This window comes from Enterobacter sp. 50588862, from assembly GCF_001462935.1.
In the GTDB taxonomy this organism is placed as follows: Bacteria; Pseudomonadota; Gammaproteobacteria; order Enterobacterales; family Enterobacteriaceae; genus Enterobacter; species Enterobacter bugandensis.
In genome coordinates this window covers 81,365-99,774 of the sequence record NZ_LNHM01000049.1, presented here as the reverse complement: position 1 = coordinate 99,774, position 18,410 = coordinate 81,365, and the positions used below count along the sequence as shown (strand labels likewise).

Genomic DNA, 18,410 nt, shown 5'->3' with positions numbered 1-18,410 from the left:
GGAGAGGGGTAGGGTGAGAGCATCAGGCCGCGCTATTCTGAGCAACAAAAACAAAAAAGCCCGCAGAGCGGGCTTGTTTGTTTTAAGTGGCTGGGGTGCAGGGATTCGAACCCCGGAATGCTGGTATCAGAAACCAGAGCCTTACCGCTTGGCGACACCCCAATTGCGTTAAACAGACTGCTTAACGACTTTTAAATTGGCTGGGGTACGAGGATTCGAACCTCGGAATGCCGGAATCAGAATCCGGTGCCTTACCGCTTGGCGATACCCCAACAATTTTTTATTACCGAAACAAATCGATAATCTTAATTTGGTGGCTACGACGGGATTCGAACCTGTGACCCCATCATTATGAGTGATGTGCTCTAACCAACTGAGCTACGTAGCCAGTACTGCAGTCTTCGATGGCTGGGGTACCTGGATTCGAACCAGGGAATGCCGGTATCAAAAACCGGTGCCTTACCGCTTGGCGATACCCCAATACCGCGGAGAACCGCAAAATCGAAGAAATATGGCTGGGGTACCTGGATTCGAACCAGGGAATGCCGGTATCAAAAACCGGTGCCTTACCGCTTGGCGATACCCCATCCGTGCAACGCTTACCCGGGAATGGTGCGGGAGGCGAGACTTGAACTCGCACACCTTGCGGCGCCAGAACCTAAATCTGGTGCGTCTACCAATTTCGCCACTCCCGCAAAAAGATGGTGGCTACGACGGGATTCGAACCTGTGACCCCATCATTATGAGTGATGTGCTCTAACCAACTGAGCTACGTAGCCATCTTTTTTTCGCGTTACCTTATCGGCGTTGCGGGGCGCATTATGCGTATAGACCCTTGCAGCGTCAACACCTTTTTCAACGAAAATAGCCGGAATGTGACTGTTTGGTTAGGTTGCGAACAGCGTGACCGAATATTCGGCAATTATTGGTTATTAATCGATTTTTGGTGGTGAAATGTGAGGCAAAAAAAACAGGCCCCTTAGGAGCCTGTTTGAAATCGTTGTGATTATTTGTAGGCGGACTGGTGAACGCCTACCGCACGCCCCGATGGATCGTTCATCGCCTTGAAAGATTCATCCCATTCAATGGCTTTCGCGGATGAACAGGCCACTGACGGACCGCCAGGAACACACTCGGCAGCGCTCGGCACCGGGAACAGTTCTTCAAAGATCTCACGGTAGAGGTACGCTTCTTTCGAGCCCGGCGTGTTGTACGGGAAGCGGAAGCTTGCGGTTTCCAGTTGCTGGTCAGAAATCTGCTTCGCCGCCACCTCTTTCAGGGTGTCGATCCAGCTGTAGCCAACGCCATCAGAGAACTGCTCTTTCTGACGCCATGCCACGCTCGCCGGCAGGTAAGATTCAAAACATTCACGCAGGATATGTTTTTCCATTTTGCCGTTGCCGCACATTTTATCCTGCGGGTTGATGCGCATCGCCACGTCGAGGAATTTCTTATCCAGGAACGGCACGCGCGCTTCCACGCCCCAGGCCGACATCGCTTTGTTGGCACGGGCACAGTCGAACATATGCAGCGCCTGCAGCTTACGCACGGTCTCTTCATGCAGCTCTTTGGCGTTTGGCGCTTTATGGAAGTACAGGTAGCCGCCAAACACTTCGTCAGAACCTTCGCCGGAGAGCACCATCTTGATGCCCATCGCCTTGATCTTACGCGACATCAGGTACATCGGCGTGGAGGCGCGAATGGTGGTCACGTCATAGGTTTCAATGTGATAGATCACATCGCGGATCGCATCCAGACCTTCCTGCACGGTGAAGTGAATTTCATGGTGCACGGTGCCGAGGTGGTTTGCCACTTCCTGCGCGGCTTTCAGATCCGGTGCCCCTTCCAGGCCCACGGCAAAGGAGTGCAGCTGCGGCCACCAGGCCTCGGAGCGCTCCTGATCTTCCACGCGACGAGCCGCGAATTTCTTGGTGATCGCGGAGATCACGGAGGAGTCCAGACCGCCGGAGAGCAGTACGCCGTAAGGCACGTCTGACATCAGGTGGCTTTTCACGGAATCTTCCAGCGCCTGACGCAGCTCGGCTTTATCCGTCACGTTGTCTTTCACCGCGTCATAGTCAAACCAGTCGCGCTGGTAGTACGAACGGATTTCACCGTCTTTACTCCACAGATAGCTGCCCGCCGGGAACTCTTTGATGGTGCGGCAGACCGGTACCAGGGCTTTCATTTCGGACGCGACATAGAAGTTGCCGTGTTCATCGTGACCCATGTACAGCGGGATAATACCGATATGGTCACGGCCAATCAGGTAAGCGTCTTTTTCGCTGTCGTACAGCGCGAAGGCAAACATGCCCTGCAGGTCGTCGAGAAACTCGGGACCTTTCTCCTGATACAGCGCCAGGATCACTTCACAGTCAGAGCCGGTCTGGAAGGCGTAGTGGTCGCCGTACTCGGCGCGCAGCGCCTGATGGTTATAAATTTCACCGTTGACAGCCAGCGCGTGCGTTTTTTTCTCGTTATACAGCGGCTGTGCACCGGCGTTGACGTCAACAATAGACAGGCGTTCGTGAGCCAGAATCGCTTTGTCGCTGGCGTAAACGCCTGACCAGTCCGGGCCGCGATGGCGCATCAGGCGGGACAATTCGAGTGCTTTTTTACGCAGTTCGCCCGCGTCAGTTTTAATATCCAGTACGCCAAAAATTGAACACATAACCTTCTCCGTTAACCCTGTTGCATTGTGATGTTGCTTGCTTATGAAAATGCCGCAAAAGGGGGGAGGGGCGCAAGGGTTTTACGGGCCAAAACGGAAAAAGTGCAATAGTGATTGCTGAATAGTGAAAAAAGAGTACGTCAAACATCCTTTTATTGATGATTATGCAATGAAAAGGGTTTTTTGTTAGATGGTGTTTTGTTTGTATAAGCTGAAAATGAAAAACCACGCCCTGGGACGTGGTTCAGAATCAAATAACGTCGATTTCGTCGACAGAGGGGTAAATCCAGCTTGGTCGGAAGGGCATCGTATCGATGTCATCAAGCTGCGAGACGCCAGAAAGTACCAGGATGGTTTCAAGCCCTGCCTGGAAGCCAGCCAGAATATCGGTGCGCAGGTTGTCGCCAACAATGACGGTTTCTTCTGAGTGTGCCTGCATCGTATTCAACGCGGCGCGGATGATCCATGGGCTCGGTTTGCCGACAACAAAAGGCTTTCGGCCCGAGATTTTTTCAATACCGGCGCACAGCGCGCCGCAGGCCGGATAGAAACCACGGCCGTGCGTATCCGGGTTGGTGGCAATAAAACGCGCACCATTGGCGACAAAGTAGGCTGCTTTATGCATCATCTCCCAGTTAAAGGAGCGCGTTTCTCCCACGATCACAAAGTCCGGGTTCACATCGGTAATGGTAAAGCCTGCTTTATACAGCTCGTGGATCAGCGCGCCTTCACCGACCACGTAGGCTTTTTTTCCTTCCTGACGCTTCAGGAAATCCGCCGTTGCCATTGCGGAGGTATAAAACACGCTGTCCGGCACGTCGACGCCTGCGGTGGCAAAGCGATTCGCCAGATCCTGACCGGTTTGGGAAGGGTAGTTCGTGAGTAGAACCAGTGGCATTCCTTTGTCGATGATGCGGTGAAGAAACTCCGCAGCACCCGGCACGGCAACGTTGTCGTGCATCAGCACGCCGTCGATATCACAAATTACATTCTTAATGGTCATGGACATTCCGACATCAAAAAAAGAAGGCGTTACTATAAGGTCCGATCAGGATTCCAGCAAATGCTGGAGCAGGATCCCGTTGAGCATGGCGCGCTTGACCAGCGCAAACGCGCCAATCGCCGAGCGATGGTCAAGCTTCGAACGAACCACCGGGAGGTTCTGTCGGAACGCTTTCAGCGCCTGGGTGTTGATACAGCCTTCGATGGCGGGCAGCAGCACCTTTTCCGCTTCAACAATCTCTCCGGCGATCACCACTTTCTGCGGGTTAAACAGGTTAATGGCGATGGCGATGGTTTTCCCCAGATGGCGACCTACCTGCTCGATCACCTCACAGGCCAGCGCGTCGCCTTTATTGGCGGCTTTGCAGATGGTGCCTATCTTGCAATCGTCCAGCGTGACGCGGCTTTGATAACCCTGCTCAAGCAGGTGGCGAACGCGCTGCTCGATGGCCGTGTTGGCGGCGATGGTTTCAAGGCAGCCGAAGTTGCCGCAGTGGCAGCGTTCGCCGAGCGGTTCAACCTGGATGTGGCCGATCTCGCCAACGTTACCGTTACGACCAATAAAAATACGGCCATTGGAGATAATGCCTGCGCCCGTACCGCGGTGTACGCGCACCAGAATAGAGTCTTCACAGTCCTGACTCGCACCAAAGTAGTGCTCAGCCAGCGCTAAAGATCGAATATCATGGCCGACAAAGCAGGTCACCTTAAAGCGTTTTTCCAGCGCGTCGACCAGCGCCCAGTTCTCAACCTGAATATGCGGCATGTATCGGATCACACCGCTTTCCGGGTCGACCAGACCAGGCAGAATGACGGAGATGGCGATCAGTTCGCGGATCTTGCGCTGACAGCTTTCAATAAAGTGCGCGATAGTATTCAGCAGCGCGTGTTCCAGCGTCTCCTGGGTGCGCTCGGGCAGTGGGTAGTGCTCTTCCGCAATGGCTTTGCTGCTCAAATCGTACAGCGTGAGCGTGGTGTCATGACGACCAAGCCGGACGCCAATGGCCTGAAAGTTGCGGGTTTCGGTAATGATGGAGATGGCGCGGCGGCCCCCGGTGGAGGCCTGCTGATCGACTTCTTTGATCAAACCGCGCTCAATGAGCTGGCGGGTAATTTTTGTCACGCTGGCGGGAGCAAGCTGGCTTTGTTCGGCTATCTGGATCCGCGAGATTGGACCATGTTGGTCAATCAGGCGATAAACCGCCGCACTGTTAAGTTGTTTAACGAGATCGACATTACCGATTTGAGCTTGTCCGCCTGGTGTCATACTTTTACTTACTCAGTGACGACCTCGTTACCATTAACGATGGTCTTAATAATTTTATAATCGTGTGTGAATGCCGTCAGGTTTGCAACCATACCTGGTGCAATTCCGCCGAGCTGTTTATCCACGCCGATGGCGCGAGCCGGATAAAGGGTGGCCATACGCAGGACTTCATCAAGCGCAATCCCACAATGCTCCACCAGATTACGCACCCCTTCAATCATGGTCAAAGAGGAGCCACTCAGCGTACCGTTTTCATCCACACACAGTCCATTGCGGTAGTATATTGTTTTACCAGCAAAAATGAACTGCTCAATATTTGCACCTGCTGGCGCGGTGGCATCGGTGACCAGGCAGAGCTTGTCACCTTTCAGCCGTTTGGCGTTGCGAATGTTGGTGTAATCAACGTGCATGCCATCAGCGATAATGCCGCAGTAGACGTCTGGTTCGTCGAGAATCGCCCCGACCAGACCCGGTTCACGGCCGGTAATATACGGCATGGCGTTGTAAAGGTGGGTCGCAAAGGTAATGCCGGCACGGAAGCCCGCTTTGGCTTCTTTCAGCGTGGCGTTTGAGTGGCCTGCTGAAACCACAATCCCGGCGGCAGCCAGTTTGCTGATGACCTCAGTACCGGTCATTTCAGGCGCCAGCGTCACTTTAGCGATCACATCAGCATTGGCACACATGTAGTCGACCAGTTCAGCATCCGGCTTGCGCACGTAATCCGGGTTATGCGTGCCTTTTTTCACTATGTTCAGCCATGGCCCTTCCAGATGCAGACCCAGCGCCTGGTTCGGGTGTTTGGCCAGGTATTCGCGCATCACGCGGATACCCTGTTTCATCAGGTCATCACTGCTGGTGATGAGCGTCGGCAGATAGCTGGTGCAGCCTGATTTCTCGTTAGCTTTCTGCATGATTTCCAGCGTTTCAACCGTCACCGCCTCGGCGGTGTCATTGAACTGCACACCGCCGCAGCCGTTAAGCTGTACGTCGATGAAACCGGGGGAGATTACTGCTCCATTGAGTGAGCGCTGTTCTATCTCCGGCGGCAGTTCTGCCAGCGGGCAAACACGTTCAATCAGGCCATTGGCGATAACAATCGCATGGTCATCCAGAATTTCATGGCCGGTATAAATCCGACCGTGGGTTAAAGCGTACATATCGACCCCCGGTTAAAAAAAGCGACCGCCTCTGACAGAAGAGGCGGTTATTCAATTACAGACCTTTGATGTTCTCAGCTTCTAACTCGTTGAAGTATTTCAGCGTTTTCACCTTCAGTTCCATGGTGGACGGTTCGTCGCAGACGATGACTGATTTTGGATGCAGCTGCAGGCAGCTGATGGTCCACATGTGGTTAACGTTGCCTTCAACGGCTGCCTGGAGCGCCTGCGCTTTCACGCCGCCCAGTACCAGAATCATCACCTCTTCGGCATCCAGCAGGGTGCCTACGCCAACGGTCAGGGCGTATTTTGGAACCTGGTTCACGTCACCGTCAAAGAAGCGGGAGTTTGCCACGCGGGTGTCATGGGTCAGCGTTTTAATACGGGTACGGGAAGCCAGAGAAGAGGCTGGTTCGTTAAACGCGATATGACCATCGTTGCCCACGCCACCCATGAACAGGTGGATTTTACCGTAAGAACGGATTTTTTCTTCGTACTGACGGCATTCTGCGTCAATATCAGGCGCATTTCCATTCAGCAGGTTAATATTTTCAGCTGGGATATCAACGTGATCAAAGAAATTGCGGTGCATGAAGCTATGGTAGCTTTCAGGATGCTCCTTTGGCAGGCCGACATATTCGTCCATGTTGAAGGTCACAACGTGTTTAAAGCTAACCTGGCCCGCTTTATGCATTTCAACCAGCGCTTTGTACGCGGTCAGTGGGGTACCACCGGTTGGAAGGCCAAGAACGAAAGGACGATCGGCAGTAGGCTTGAAGGCATTAATACGGTTAACGATATGGCGAGCGGCCCATTTACCGACTTGTTCAGCAGTTGCCAGGGGAATCAGTCTCATTGTTCACCTCAAAGTTTAAGTAGAAGAGTGGGCGGATGGGTATCGGAACCTGATGCTTAAGCGTAACCTGGAACCTTTCAGGCCGGATCAATCCGTCTTGATTTTTTGAATGATAAAATAAGTTTTGGCTGTTAGCCAGTGAAAGGGAGGAGGGAATACGATATTTGGTGACAATAATCACAAAAAATAGGTGTTTAATTTGCGATACGAATTAATTTTTCACACACTCAGACTGCCAGTGAATCATCAACTGTATCAATCGTTCGTGACACAATAAAAACATAGTTTATGCGCGAGTCTTAATAATGGGTCTCGTAGGGGGAATAGGATGAATATTTTAGGTTTTTTCCAGCGCCTCGGTAGGGCTTTGCAGCTCCCTATCGCCGTGCTACCGGTTGCAGCGTTGCTGCTGCGATTTGGGCAACCCGATCTTCTTAACGTGCCGTTTATTGCCCAGGCAGGCGGCGCCATTTTTGACAACCTTGCGCTGATTTTCGCCATCGGCGTGGCGTCAAGCTGGTCAAAAGACAGCGCCGGTGCTGCGGCACTGGCAGGGGCGGTAGGTTACTTCATCCTCACGAAAGCGATGGTAACCATCAACCCGGAAATCAACATGGGTGTACTGGCGGGTATCATTACCGGTCTGGTCGGTGGTGCCGTGTACAACCGCTGGGCGGGTATCAAACTGCCTGACTTCCTGAGCTTCTTCGGCGGTAAACGTTTTGTGCCAATTGCGACGGGCTTTTTCTGTCTGATCCTGGCAGCTATCTTTGGCTACGTCTGGCCGCCGGTGCAGCATGCTATTCATGCGGGCGGCGAGTGGATTGTTTCAGCAGGTGCTGTGGGCTCAGGTATCTTTGGCTTTATCAACCGTCTGCTGATCCCAACCGGTCTGCATCAGGTGCTGAACACCATCGCCTGGTTCCAGATTGGTGAGTTCACCAATGCTGCGGGCACCGTATTCCACGGCGACATCAACCGCTTCTACGCGGGCGACGGCACCGCGGGTATGTTCATGTCTGGCTTCTTCCCAATCATGATGTTTGGTCTGCCGGGCGCTGCACTGGCAATGTACCTGGCTGCGCCAAAAGCGCGTCGCCCAATGGTTGGCGGCATGCTGCTGTCCGTTGCGATTACCGCGTTCCTGACCGGTGTAACCGAGCCGCTGGAATTCCTGTTCATGTTCCTGGCGCCGGTGCTGTACCTCATGCATGCGGTGCTTACCGGTATCAGCCTGTTTGTGGCGACCCTGCTGGGCATCCATGCTGGCTTCTCTTTCTCTGCAGGCGCGATCGACTACGTGTTGATGTACAACCTGCCGGCGGCAAGCAAGAACGTCTGGATGCTGGTGGTAATGGGTCTGGTCTTCTTCGTCATCTACTTCGTGCTGTTCACTGCGGTTATTCGTATGTTTAACCTCAAAACACCAGGCCGCGAAGATACCAAAGACGAAGTGGTCACCAACGAAGCCAACAGCAATACCGAAGAGGGTCTGACTCAGCTGGCGACCAGCTATATCGCTGCCGTCGGTGGGACTGACAACCTGAAAGCGATTGATGCCTGTATCACCCGTCTGCGTCTGACGGTGGGTGACTCGGCGCGCGTAAGCGACGCAATGTGTAAACGCCTTGGTGCATCGGGCGTGGTTAAACTGAACAAACAAACTATCCAGGTTATCGTAGGCGCCAAAGCGGAATCCATTGGCGACGAAATGAAGAAAGTGGTTGCCCGTGGCCCGGTCGCAGCCGCATCAGCCGACAGCGCACCTGCGTCGACGGCTGCGCCAGTTGCTAAGCCGCAGGCCGTGCCGAACGCCGTGACGGTGGCCGCGCTGGTCTCTCCGGTAACGGGTGACGTGGTTGACCTTGAGCAGGTGCCTGATGAAGCCTTCGCCAGCAAAGCGGTTGGTGACGGTGTGGCGGTGAAACCAACGGATAAAACCGTTGTGTCTCCGGCGGCAGGCACCATCGTGAAAATCTTCAACACCAACCACGCGTTCTGCCTCGAAACCGAAAAAGGCGCGGAGATCGTTGTCCATATGGGGATCGATACCGTAGCGCTGAACGGTCAGGGCTTTACTCGCCTGGTGGAAGAGGGGGCTGAAGTGGTGGCAGGTCAGCCGATTCTGGAAATGGATCTGGACTTCCTGAACGCCAACGCGCGCTCGATGATTAGTCCGGTCGTGTGCAGCAACATCGACGACTTTAGCGGTCTGGTACTCCAGGCGAAAGGTCAGGTGGTTGCGGGTCAGACACCGCTGTATGAGATTAAAGGCAAGTAATCGCTCCTGAGTAGAGTCATGCCTTAAGCGGCGGGGGATATCCTCCGCCGCTTTTTTTTGCAGCAAACGCCCCCATTATTTTCATCTGATACGTATTTTCCGTAACTAAGGGTTGTCACTACGTCCGGCTTATAAGATCATACGCCGTTATACGTTGTTTACGCTTTGAGGAATCCACGATGAGTGAGGCAGAAGCCCGCCCGAGTAACTTTATTCGTCAGATCATCGATGAAGATCTGGCCAGTGGTAAGCACACCACGGTACATACGCGTTTCCCGCCGGAGCCGAACGGCTACCTGCACATTGGTCACGCGAAATCGATCTGCCTGAACTTTGGCATTGCGCAAGACTACCAGGGGCAGTGCAACCTGCGTTTCGATGACACCAACCCAGTAAAAGAAGACATCGAATACGTTGAGTCCATTAAAAACGACGTGCAATGGCTGGGCTTCAACTGGTCTGGCGATATCTGCTACTCCTCTGACTATTTTGATCAGCTGTATGCCTACGCGGTGGAGCTGATCAACAAAGGTCTGGCATACGTTGACGAGCTGTCTGCGGACGAAATCCGCGAGTATCGCGGTACGCTGACTGCACCAGGCAAAAACAGCCCGTTCCGCGATCGCAGCGTGGAAGAGAACCTGGCGCTGTTTGAAAAAATGCGTGCCGGTGGCTTCGAAGAAGGTAAAGCTTGCCTGCGTGCCAAAATCGATATGGCGTCGCCGTTTATCGTGATGCGCGATCCGGTGCTGTACCGCATTAAGTTCGCAGAACACCACCAGACCGGCAACAAGTGGTGCATCTACCCGATGTACGACTTCACCCACTGCATCAGCGATGCGCTGGAAGGCATTACGCACTCGCTGTGTACGCTGGAGTTCCAGGATAACCGTCGTCTGTACGACTGGGTGCTGGATAACATCACCATTCCTGTGCATCCGCGTCAGTACGAGTTCTCTCGTCTGAATCTGGAATACACCGTGATGTCCAAGCGTAAGCTGAACCTGCTGGTGACCGACAAGCACGTTGAAGGCTGGGACGACCCGCGCATGCCGACCATCTCCGGCCTGCGTCGTCGTGGTTACACTGCCGCTTCTATTCGTGAGTTCTGCAAACGTATCGGCGTGACCAAGCAGGACAACACCATCGAAATGGCGTCTCTGGAATCCTGCATTCGTGAAGATCTTAACGAAAACGCCCCGCGCGCGATGGCTGTTATCGATCCGGTGAAACTGGTGATTGAAAATTACCCGCAGGGTGGAAGCGAGCTGGTCTCTATGCCTAACCATCCGAATAAACCGGAAATGGGAAGCCGCGACGTGCCGTTCAGCGGTGAGATCTGGATCGACCGTGCAGACTTCCGTGAAGAAGCCAATAAGCAGTACAAGCGTCTGGTGTTGGGTAAAGAAGTTCGTCTGCGTAACGCGTACGTCATCAAAGCCGAGCGCGTAGAGAAAGATGCTGAAGGTAACATTACCACCATCTTCTGTTCGTACGATGCTGAGACGCTGAGCAAAGATCCGGCAGACGGCCGCAAGGTGAAAGGCGTGATCCACTGGGTGAGCGCTTCCCACGCGCTGCCGGTAGAAATTCGTCTGTACGATCGTCTGTTTAGCGTACCTAACCCGGGTGCGGCGGAAGACTTCCTGGCGACCATCAACCCTGAATCTCTGGTGATCAAGCAGGGTTATGCGGAGCCATCGCTGAAAGCCGCTGAAGCGGGCAAAGCGTTCCAGTTCGAGCGTGAAGGTTACTTCTGCCTGGACAGCCGTTACAGCACGGCAGAAAAACCGGTATTTAACCGTACCGTAGGTCTGCGTGATACCTGGACCAAGATCGGCGAATAATAACGTTGCACTGGTCAATGAGAAACAAACGCCGCTTATAGCGGCGTTTTTTTATTTAATGATCATATCGTTAAAGTAGGCCCGTAATTAGGCCAGCTAAAATTTTTGGTCAATGCGGTGCTACTTATTTTTCTAAAAAAAGTTTGTCTGTTTCATAAAAAAGAGAATTAAGACAAATACGGGTTTTATTACGATCTGATACGCCGAAATTACCTGCTCTACCCCCGCCATACCTCGCATCCGGCCAAATGTTACAAAGCACTACCAATTATGTGCACTTCGTCATAATCCTGACTTTTGCCCACTGAAAAGCATTGATAATTCGCGTCGCGAAAAATAACCTAAAGACGGTAGTTAATTCGAGGGTATTTATAACTACCCCTGGCCTTTTGGTCTTTTATATTTTCGCCGTTTAAGGCGTTTTAATTCGTCAAAGAGGAATAATCTATGCGTACGTTCAGTGGCAAACGTAGTGCGCTGGCGCTGGCTATTGCCGGTGTGACAGCAATGTCGGGCCTGGTGGTGACACCAGAGGCAAAAGCAGCAGGTTTCATCGAAGATTCTACCCTCACTGGCGGTATTTATTACTGGCAGCGTGAACGTGACCGTAAAGATGTCACAGAAGATAAATACAAAACCAACCTCTCTCACTCCACCTGGAACGCCAACCTGGACTTCCAGTCAGGCTACGCCGCCGATATGTTCGGTCTGGATATTGCCGCGTTTACGGCGATTGAAATGGCTGAAAATGGCGACAGCGGCCACCCGAACGAAATTGCCTTCTCCTCCAGCAATAAAGCCTATGACGAAGACTGGTCAGGGGATAAAAGCGGTATCAGCCTTTATAAGGCCGCAGCGAAATTCAAATACGGCCCGGTATGGGCGCGTGGGGGCTATATTCAGCCAACCGGCCAGACGCTGTTAGCGCCGCACTGGAGCTTTATGCCTGGTACCTATCAGGGGGCAGAAGCCGGGGCTAATTTTGACTACGGTGATGCAGGTGCGTTGAGCTTCTCCTATATGTGGACCAACGAGTACAAAGCGCCGTGGCACATTGAGATGGACAAGTTCTACCAGAACGATAAGAAAACCAAAGTCGATTATCTCCACTCGCTGGGTGCGAAGTACGATTTCAAAAACGATCTGGTTCTGGAAGCCGCATTTGGTCAGGCGGAAGGCTATATCGATCAGTATTTTGCTAAAGCCAGCTACAAATTTGATATCGCCGGTAGTCCGCTGAGCACCAGCTACCAGTTCTACGGTACGCGCGATAAGGTCAGCGATGGCAGCGTAAATGACATTTATAACGGCACCGCGTGGCTGCAGGCGTTAACCTTCGGCTATAAGGTCGGTCAGGTTGATTTGCGTCTGGAAGGCACATGGGTGAAGGCGGAAGGGCAGCAGGGCTACTTCCTGCAGCGTATGACGCCGACCTATGCCTCATCCAACGGTCGTCTGGATATCTGGTGGGATAACCGCTCAGACTTCAACGCCGACGGCGAGAAAGCGGTCTTCTTCGGCGCCATGTATGACCTGAAAAACTGGAACCTGCCGGGCTGGGCGGTGGGCGCTTCTTACGCTTACGCCTGGGATGCAAAACCAGCAGACATGGCGACGCCGGATGCGTACTACGATCCAAACTATCGCCTGAAAGAGTCCTCCTACAGCCTGGATGCTATCTACACCCTGCAGGATGGCCGCGCGAAAGGCACGATGTTTAAGCTGCACTTCACGCAGTATGACAATCACTCCGATATCCCAAGCTATGCGGGCGGTTACGGCAACATCTTCCAGGATGAACGTGACGTCAAATTCATGGTTATCGCCCCATTCACCATCTTCTGATGAGCACACCGGCGGGCTGAGTCCCGCCAGTCTGGAGACTGCATATGATGAAAAAAATCGTAATCGTCGCGCTGATGGCATCAGGGCTGGTGGCGTGTGTTCAGACTCAGGCACCGAAAGAGGACGCCCGTCTGAAGGAGGCGTATAGCGCCTGCATTAATACTGCGGAAGGATCGCCGGAGAAAATTGAAGCCTGTCAGAGCGTGCTGAACGTGCTGAAGAAAGAGAAAGCGCACGAGCAGTTCGCGACGCAGGAGAACGTCCGCGTGATGGATTACCAGGCCTGTATCCAGGCGCGTAAAACCGGTAACGATCAGGAAGTGGCGAAGCGTTGCGATAAGATCTGGAACGAGATACGCAATAACAATAAGTAAGTTGCTTTACGCCCGGTAGCACAGCGCCACCGGGCTTTTTTCTGGCAAAAAAAAGCCAACCTTACGGCTGGCTCAGAGTATGAACGCTAACTTATTTTGTGTCGTGAGCGTGTTCATTCTCGCGGCAATCCCCTTCAGCGCAGTGACCGTAAAGGTACAGGCTGTGGTTGGTCAGGCGAATGCCATGACGAGCTGCGATTTCACGCTGACGCGCTTCGATGGAATCATCGCTAAATTCAATGACCTTGCCGCAATCGAGGCAGATCAGGTGATCGTGGTGATGCTGCTGGGTCAGTTCGAATACAGATTTACCGCCTTCGAAATTATGACGGGTAACAATGCCCGCGTCATCAAACTGGTTCAGCACGCGATATACGGTGGCCAGCCCAATCTCTTCACCCATGTCGATAAGACGTTTATAAAGGTCTTCCGCACTGACATGGTGATTGTCTGGACCCTGAAGCACTTCCAGGATTTTTAACCGAGGAAGCGTTACTTTCAGGCCAGCCTTCTTTAATGCGGTATTGTTGTCAGTCATGCGGAATCTGTCCTGTTGCTAAACGATTCACTTCTCTGGGAAGTGACAGAAAATGCACCTGGGATAATGCGTCTCATTATAGAACTGCCATGCCTAAATGAAAACTGCAAGTCTCAGGCAAAGTATGCTTATAAAAACGTGGTATCACCTACAAACTTGCTCAATGGAAACCACATTTTGCCAGGGAGACATTGTACAGGTCTGGGCGAAAAAGTTAAAAGTTTGTAGCAATTAATTTAATCGGTTTTACCTGGAAAAGGGGCGCAACCCGCGTTGCGCCGTAAAAAATCAGGCGTTGAGAATATCGTCCAGATGCAGTTCTTCGCGGATCTGCTTAACCCACTTCTCTACACGCTCTGCGGTCAGTTCTGGCTGACGGTCTTCGTCAATGGCAAGTCCGACAAAATGATCGTCATCGGCCAGGCCTTTAGAGGCTTCGAAGTGGTAACCGGCAGTCGGCCAGTGGCCCACAATAACCGCGCCATTAGGCTCAATGATGTCGCGAATCGTCCCCAGCGCATCACAGAAGTACTCGGCGTAATCTTCCTGATCGCCACAACCGAACAGGGCAACCAGCTTGCCGTTGAAGTCCACCTCTTCCAGCGTCGGGAAGAAATCGTCCCAGTCGCACTGGGCTTCACCATAGTACCAGGTTGGAATACCCAGCAGCAGAATGTCATAGCCCTCGAGATCTTCTTTGCTGCTCTTGGCGATGTCATGCACATCAGCAACGTCTTTACCGAGCTGTTTCTGAATGTTTTTTGCGATATTTTCGGTATTGCCGGTATCACTGCCGAAGAAAATGCCGATGATTGCCATGAGTAAAATAACCTCTTGAAACTTAATGGTATGGTGGCGCAATTCGGCCACGGATAAGGGCAATAATAGCAGAACTGGCAACCCTGCGGAAACCGCTATCGCGCAGGACTGCACTCTGTGCTACATGAAAAGGGCGATAAAGGGGTTTTTCAGACTTATGCCTGGCTGCGCAGCGTCTCAAGTTGGGCGATGAGCATCTCTTCAATAAGCTCGCTGCGGCTGATATTACGCGCCTCTGCCAGCTCGTTAAGCGCATCGACCGCGTCGGCGTTGAGCTTCAGTTCGACACGCTTAAGCCCACGATTTTTATCGCGTTTAAGCTGATTGCGTTTATTGATACGCAGCTGTTCATCGCGCGAAAGCGGATTCGTTTTCGGTCGTCCCGGTCGACGCTCATTCGCGAACAGATCTAGTGTCGTACGGTCCGTTTGTTCTTTGGCCATGATTATGAGACTTCGGGGGAAACACGCCGCCCTGCTAAAGCCCGGGCGATAAGCGCGCCATCATACATCACCAAAAACGGCACGCCAACGACTGGAAGCCCGTCATCTTCCAGTCGCTCTCTTTTTAATCAATTTGCAGTATCAGCGAGATAGCGGCGAATGGCGCGCAGTACAGCATCCGGTTTTTCCGCATGCACCCAGTGTCCGGCACCGGCAATGACGTGGGCGCGCGCCTGCGGGAATTGTGCCAGCAGCGTGTCCCGGTACGCGTCGGTAATATAAGGAGAGTTACCGCCGCGAATAAAGAGGGCAGGGTGCGGCCAGGCGGGAACGGTTTCCCAGCCCACGATGTGGTTGTACTGGTCCCACAGCACTGGCACGTTAAAACGCCACTGCCCGTCAACAAACGACTTCAAAAGGAACTGCACCACGCCTTCTTCATCAAGATGCTCACGCATAACCGCTGCCGCCTGCTGACGAGTGGAAACGCCAGCTTCGGTTACGGCATTGATCGCCGCGAAAATCTCATCGTGACGGCGAACGTCGTAATCCACAGGCGCAACGTCAATCACGACAAGCCCGGAAATTCGCTCTGGCGCCAGCGCGGTGAGCGCCATAACCGCTTTACCGCCCATTGAATGCCCGATGAGGGTCACCTTCTGCAGGTTGTGCGCGTCCAGCGTATCCAGCAGATCCTGCGCCATTGCCGCATAAGTCATTTCGTCTGAGCGGCCGGAAAGCCCGTGGTTGCGCATATCGACCTGCAAAATATCGTGATCGGTAACCAAATCGCGGGCCAGCACGCCCAGGTTATCCAGGCTGCCAAAAAGTCCATGAACCAGCACGATGGGGGAATTATTGTTCGGCGATTGTGCAGTTTGCGCTCGGGTATTCAATTTCATGGCAAAGTTCTTTTTTTACGTATGTCAGGTTAGGGTATCATGTTGACCATTCTGCCGCCCGGCTGCAAGGTTCCAGTTTAATCTGACTTTTGCCGCCAACCTGGTTTGACGCTATCCGCTGTTGGGATTTGACCTTATAATCCCAATGACTTGTATTCAGATAAGATATCGCACTGGATTAAGATGAAAACAATCGAAGTTGATGACGAACTCTATCAGTATATTGCCAGCCAGACGCGGCATATCGGGGAGAGCGCGTCCGACATTTTACGGCGCATGCTTAAAATTTCCGCCGCTTCACAGCCTGCCACCCCAGTTACCAAAGATGTCGTGTCTCAGCCGAGCGTTGCTGCACAAGCAAAACCTGCCGTGACGCCGGTGAAAGATAAAGTGCGCGCGATGCGCGAACTGCTGCTCTCCGACGAATATGCGGAGCAGAAAAAGGCGGTTAACCGTTTTATGCTGGTGCTGTCTACACTTTACTCCCTGGATAACAAAGCGTTTGCTGAAGCGACCGAGTCGCTGCACGGCCGTACCCGCGTCTATTTCGCGGGCGACGAGCAGACGCTGCTGCAAAATGGCAATCAAACCAAACCTAAACATGTCCCTGGCACTCCGTACTGGGTGATCACCAATACCAATACGGGCCGCAAGTGCAGCATGATTGAACACATCATGCAGTCCATGCAGTTCCCGGCGGAATTGATTGAAAAGGTTTGCGGTACAATTTAACCCTTGCATCATAAGGACCCGGTAATGGCAAATCACAGCCGTGCAGGCCAACCTGCACAACAAAGCGATTTGATTAACGTCGCTCAGCTGACCGCGCAGTATTACGTGCTGAAACCGGTCGTGGGCAACGCAGAACACGCAGTGAAGTTTGGTACATCTGGTCACCGCGGCAGCGCGGCGCGCCACAGCTTTAACGAACCGCACATTCTGGCCATTGCTCAGGCCATTGCGGAAGAGCGCGCTAAAAACGGCGTTACCGGTCCGTGCTACGTGGGCAAAGATACCCATGCGCTGTCTGAACCGGCGTTTATTTCCGTGCTGGAAGTGCTGGCGGCGAACGGTGTGGACGTGATTGTTCAGGAGAACAATGGGTTTACTCCAACACCGGCGGTATCAAACGCGATCCTTGTGCACAACAAAAAAGGCGGCGCGCAGGCTGACGGTATCGTCATCACGCCATCCCACAACCCGCCGGAAGACGGTGGTATAAAATACAACCCGCCTAACGGCGGCCCGGCTGACACTAACGTCACCAAAGTGGTGGAAGATCGTGCAAACGCGCTGCTGGCCGACGGTCTGAAAGGCGTTAAACGCATTTCTCTTGATGAGGCGATGGCCTCCGGCCACGTGAAAGAGCAGGATCTGGTTCAGCCGTTTGTGGAAGGGCTGGCGGATATCGTCGATATGGCGGCGATTCAGAAAGCTGGCCTGAAGCTGGGCGTGGATCCGCTGGGCGGCTCCGGTATTGAGTACTGGAAGCGCATCGCCGAGCACTACAAGCTGGATCTGACCATCGTGAACGATCACGTCGATCAGACCTTCCGCTTTATGCACCTGGACAAAGACGGCGCGATCCGTATGGACTGCTCCTCCGAATGTGCGATGGCGGGCCTGCTGGCGCTGCGCGATAAATTTGACCTGGCGTTTGCTAACGACCCGGACTATGACCGTCACGGCATCGTCACCCCTGCCGGGCTGATGAACCCGAACCACTATCTGGCTGTTGCGATCAACTACCTGTTCCAGCACCGTCCGCAGTGGGGCAAAGAGGTGGCTGTCGGTAAAACGCTGGTCTCTTCTGCGATGATCGACCGCGTGGTGGACGCGCTGGGCCGCAAGCTGGTGGAAGTGCCGGTGGGCTTCAAGTGGTTCGTTGACGGTCTGCACGACGGCAGCTTTGGCTTCGGCGGCGAAGAGAGCGCAGGCGCGTCCTTCCTGCGTTTCGACGGCACCCCGTGGTCAACCGATAAAGACGGCATCATCATGTGCCTGCTGGCGGCGGAGATTACCGCGGTTACCGGCAAGAATCCGCAGGAACACTACAACGAGCTGGCTGCACGCTTTGGTGCACCAAGCTATAACCGTATTCAGGCTGGCGCGACCTCTGCCCAGAAAGCGGCTCTGTCCAAACTCTCTCCGGAGATGGTCAGCGCAAGCACCCTGGCAGGCGATCCGATCACCGCGCGTCTGACGGCGGCACCGGGTAACGGTGCGTCTATCGGCGGCCTGAAAGTGATGACCGAAAATGGCTGGTTTGCCGCGCGTCCGTCCGGTACGGAAGATGCGTACAAGATCTATTGCGAAAGCTTCCTCGGCGCTGAGCATCGCCAGCAGATTGAGAAAGAAGCGGTAGAGATTGTCAGCGAAGTGCTGAAAAACGCATAAGTCGTGTTCTG

Annotated in this window: 15 protein-coding genes and 7 tRNA genes; 6 read left to right on the top strand and 16 right to left on the bottom strand. The window is 53.4% G+C overall.

The window, feature by feature from the left end; genetic code table 11:
- Positions 1-87: 87 nt before the first annotated feature.
- From APT89_RS22270 to nagB, 12 genes are all read right to left on the bottom strand, one after another.
- Positions 88-162, bottom strand: a tRNA-Gln gene (locus tag APT89_RS22270).
- Positions 163-197: 35 nt separating this feature from the next.
- A tRNA-Gln gene (locus APT89_RS22265) sits at positions 198-272 on the bottom strand.
- 39 nt (positions 273-311) lie between these two features.
- A tRNA-Met gene (locus APT89_RS22260) sits at positions 312-388 on the bottom strand.
- A gap of 17 nt (positions 389-405) precedes the next feature.
- Positions 406-480: transfer RNA gene (locus APT89_RS22255), tRNA-Gln, on the bottom strand.
- A gap of 32 nt (positions 481-512) precedes the next feature.
- A tRNA-Gln gene (locus APT89_RS22250) sits at positions 513-587 on the bottom strand.
- Positions 588-610: 23 nt separating this feature from the next.
- Positions 611-695, bottom strand: a tRNA-Leu gene (locus APT89_RS22245).
- 7 nt (positions 696-702) lie between these two features.
- A tRNA-Met gene (locus tag APT89_RS22240) sits at positions 703-779 on the bottom strand.
- A gap of 227 nt (positions 780-1,006) precedes the next feature.
- Positions 1,007-2,671 (bottom strand): asparagine synthase B, encoded by a 1,665-nt coding sequence (gene asnB, locus APT89_RS22235; RefSeq protein ID WP_060573620.1) that lies wholly within the window; start codon positions 2,669-2,671, stop codon positions 1,007-1,009.
- A 250-nt stretch (positions 2,672-2,921) separates the two neighbouring features.
- Positions 2,922-3,674, bottom strand: a complete 753-nt coding sequence (gene nagD / locus APT89_RS22230) for a ribonucleotide monophosphatase NagD (RefSeq protein WP_028012353.1) — start codon at positions 3,672-3,674, stop codon at positions 2,922-2,924.
- Between the two features lie 45 nt (positions 3,675-3,719).
- Entirely contained in the window at positions 3,720-4,940 is a 1,221-nt protein-coding gene (nagC, locus tag APT89_RS22225; RefSeq protein WP_028012354.1) for a DNA-binding transcriptional regulator NagC, read from the bottom strand.
- Between the two features lie 8 nt (positions 4,941-4,948).
- The gene (nagA, locus tag APT89_RS22220; protein WP_028012355.1) at positions 4,949-6,097 is read right to left on the bottom strand and encodes an N-acetylglucosamine-6-phosphate deacetylase; all 1,149 of its coding nucleotides are present in this window, start codon (positions 6,095-6,097) and stop codon (positions 4,949-4,951) included.
- 55 nt (positions 6,098-6,152) lie between these two features.
- Positions 6,153-6,953: a glucosamine-6-phosphate deaminase gene (nagB, locus tag APT89_RS22215; protein WP_028012356.1), complete on the bottom strand. Its 801-nt coding sequence runs from the start codon at positions 6,951-6,953 to the stop codon at positions 6,153-6,155.
- A 328-nt stretch (positions 6,954-7,281) separates the two neighbouring features.
- Here nagB and nagE point away from each other — a divergent pair, with 328 nt between their 5' ends.
- The 4 genes from nagE to chiQ all read left to right on the top strand — a co-directional run bounded on the left by nagE (position 7,282) and on the right by chiQ (position 13,300).
- Positions 7,282-9,234 (top strand): PTS N-acetyl glucosamine transporter subunit IIABC, encoded by a 1,953-nt coding sequence (gene nagE, locus APT89_RS22210; RefSeq protein WP_028012357.1) that lies wholly within the window; start codon positions 7,282-7,284, stop codon positions 9,232-9,234.
- 179 nt (positions 9,235-9,413) lie between these two features.
- Positions 9,414-11,081 carry a glutamine--tRNA ligase gene (gene glnS, locus APT89_RS22205; protein WP_041910779.1) on the top strand — a complete coding sequence of 556 codons (1,668 nt, stop codon included), beginning with the start codon at positions 9,414-9,416 and terminating at the stop codon, positions 11,079-11,081.
- 447 nt (positions 11,082-11,528) lie between these two features.
- Positions 11,529-12,926, top strand: a complete 1,398-nt coding sequence (chiP, locus tag APT89_RS22200; protein ID WP_028012359.1) for a chitoporin ChiP — start codon at positions 11,529-11,531, stop codon at positions 12,924-12,926.
- A gap of 47 nt (positions 12,927-12,973) precedes the next feature.
- Entirely contained in the window at positions 12,974-13,300 is a 327-nt protein-coding gene (gene chiQ / locus APT89_RS22195) for a ChiQ/YbfN family lipoprotein (protein WP_041912040.1), read from the top strand.
- A gap of 91 nt (positions 13,301-13,391) precedes the next feature.
- Here chiQ and fur read toward each other — a convergent pair whose 3' ends face one another.
- From fur to ybfF, 4 genes are all read right to left on the bottom strand, one after another.
- Positions 13,392-13,838, bottom strand: a complete 447-nt coding sequence (gene fur, locus APT89_RS22190) for a ferric iron uptake transcriptional regulator (protein ID WP_028012361.1) — start codon at positions 13,836-13,838, stop codon at positions 13,392-13,394.
- Between the two features lie 288 nt (positions 13,839-14,126).
- Entirely contained in the window at positions 14,127-14,657 is a 531-nt protein-coding gene (fldA, locus tag APT89_RS22185; protein WP_008501067.1) for a flavodoxin FldA, read from the bottom strand.
- Between the two features lie 155 nt (positions 14,658-14,812).
- Entirely contained in the window at positions 14,813-15,100 is a 288-nt protein-coding gene (gene ybfE / locus APT89_RS22180; protein WP_014883017.1) for a LexA regulated protein, read from the bottom strand.
- Positions 15,101-15,228: 128 nt separating this feature from the next.
- Positions 15,229-16,002: an esterase gene (gene ybfF, locus APT89_RS22175; protein WP_059355280.1), complete on the bottom strand. Its 774-nt coding sequence runs from the start codon at positions 16,000-16,002 to the stop codon at positions 15,229-15,231.
- A gap of 183 nt (positions 16,003-16,185) precedes the next feature.
- Here ybfF and seqA point away from each other — a divergent pair, with 183 nt between their 5' ends.
- Positions 16,186-16,734 (top strand): replication initiation negative regulator SeqA, encoded by a 549-nt coding sequence (seqA, locus tag APT89_RS24280; RefSeq protein WP_028012363.1) that lies wholly within the window; start codon positions 16,186-16,188, stop codon positions 16,732-16,734.
- 24 nt (positions 16,735-16,758) lie between these two features.
- Positions 16,759-18,399: a phosphoglucomutase (alpha-D-glucose-1,6-bisphosphate-dependent) gene (pgm, locus tag APT89_RS22165; protein WP_028012364.1), complete on the top strand. Its 1,641-nt coding sequence runs from the start codon at positions 16,759-16,761 to the stop codon at positions 18,397-18,399.
- Positions 18,400-18,410 lie beyond the last annotated feature (11 nt).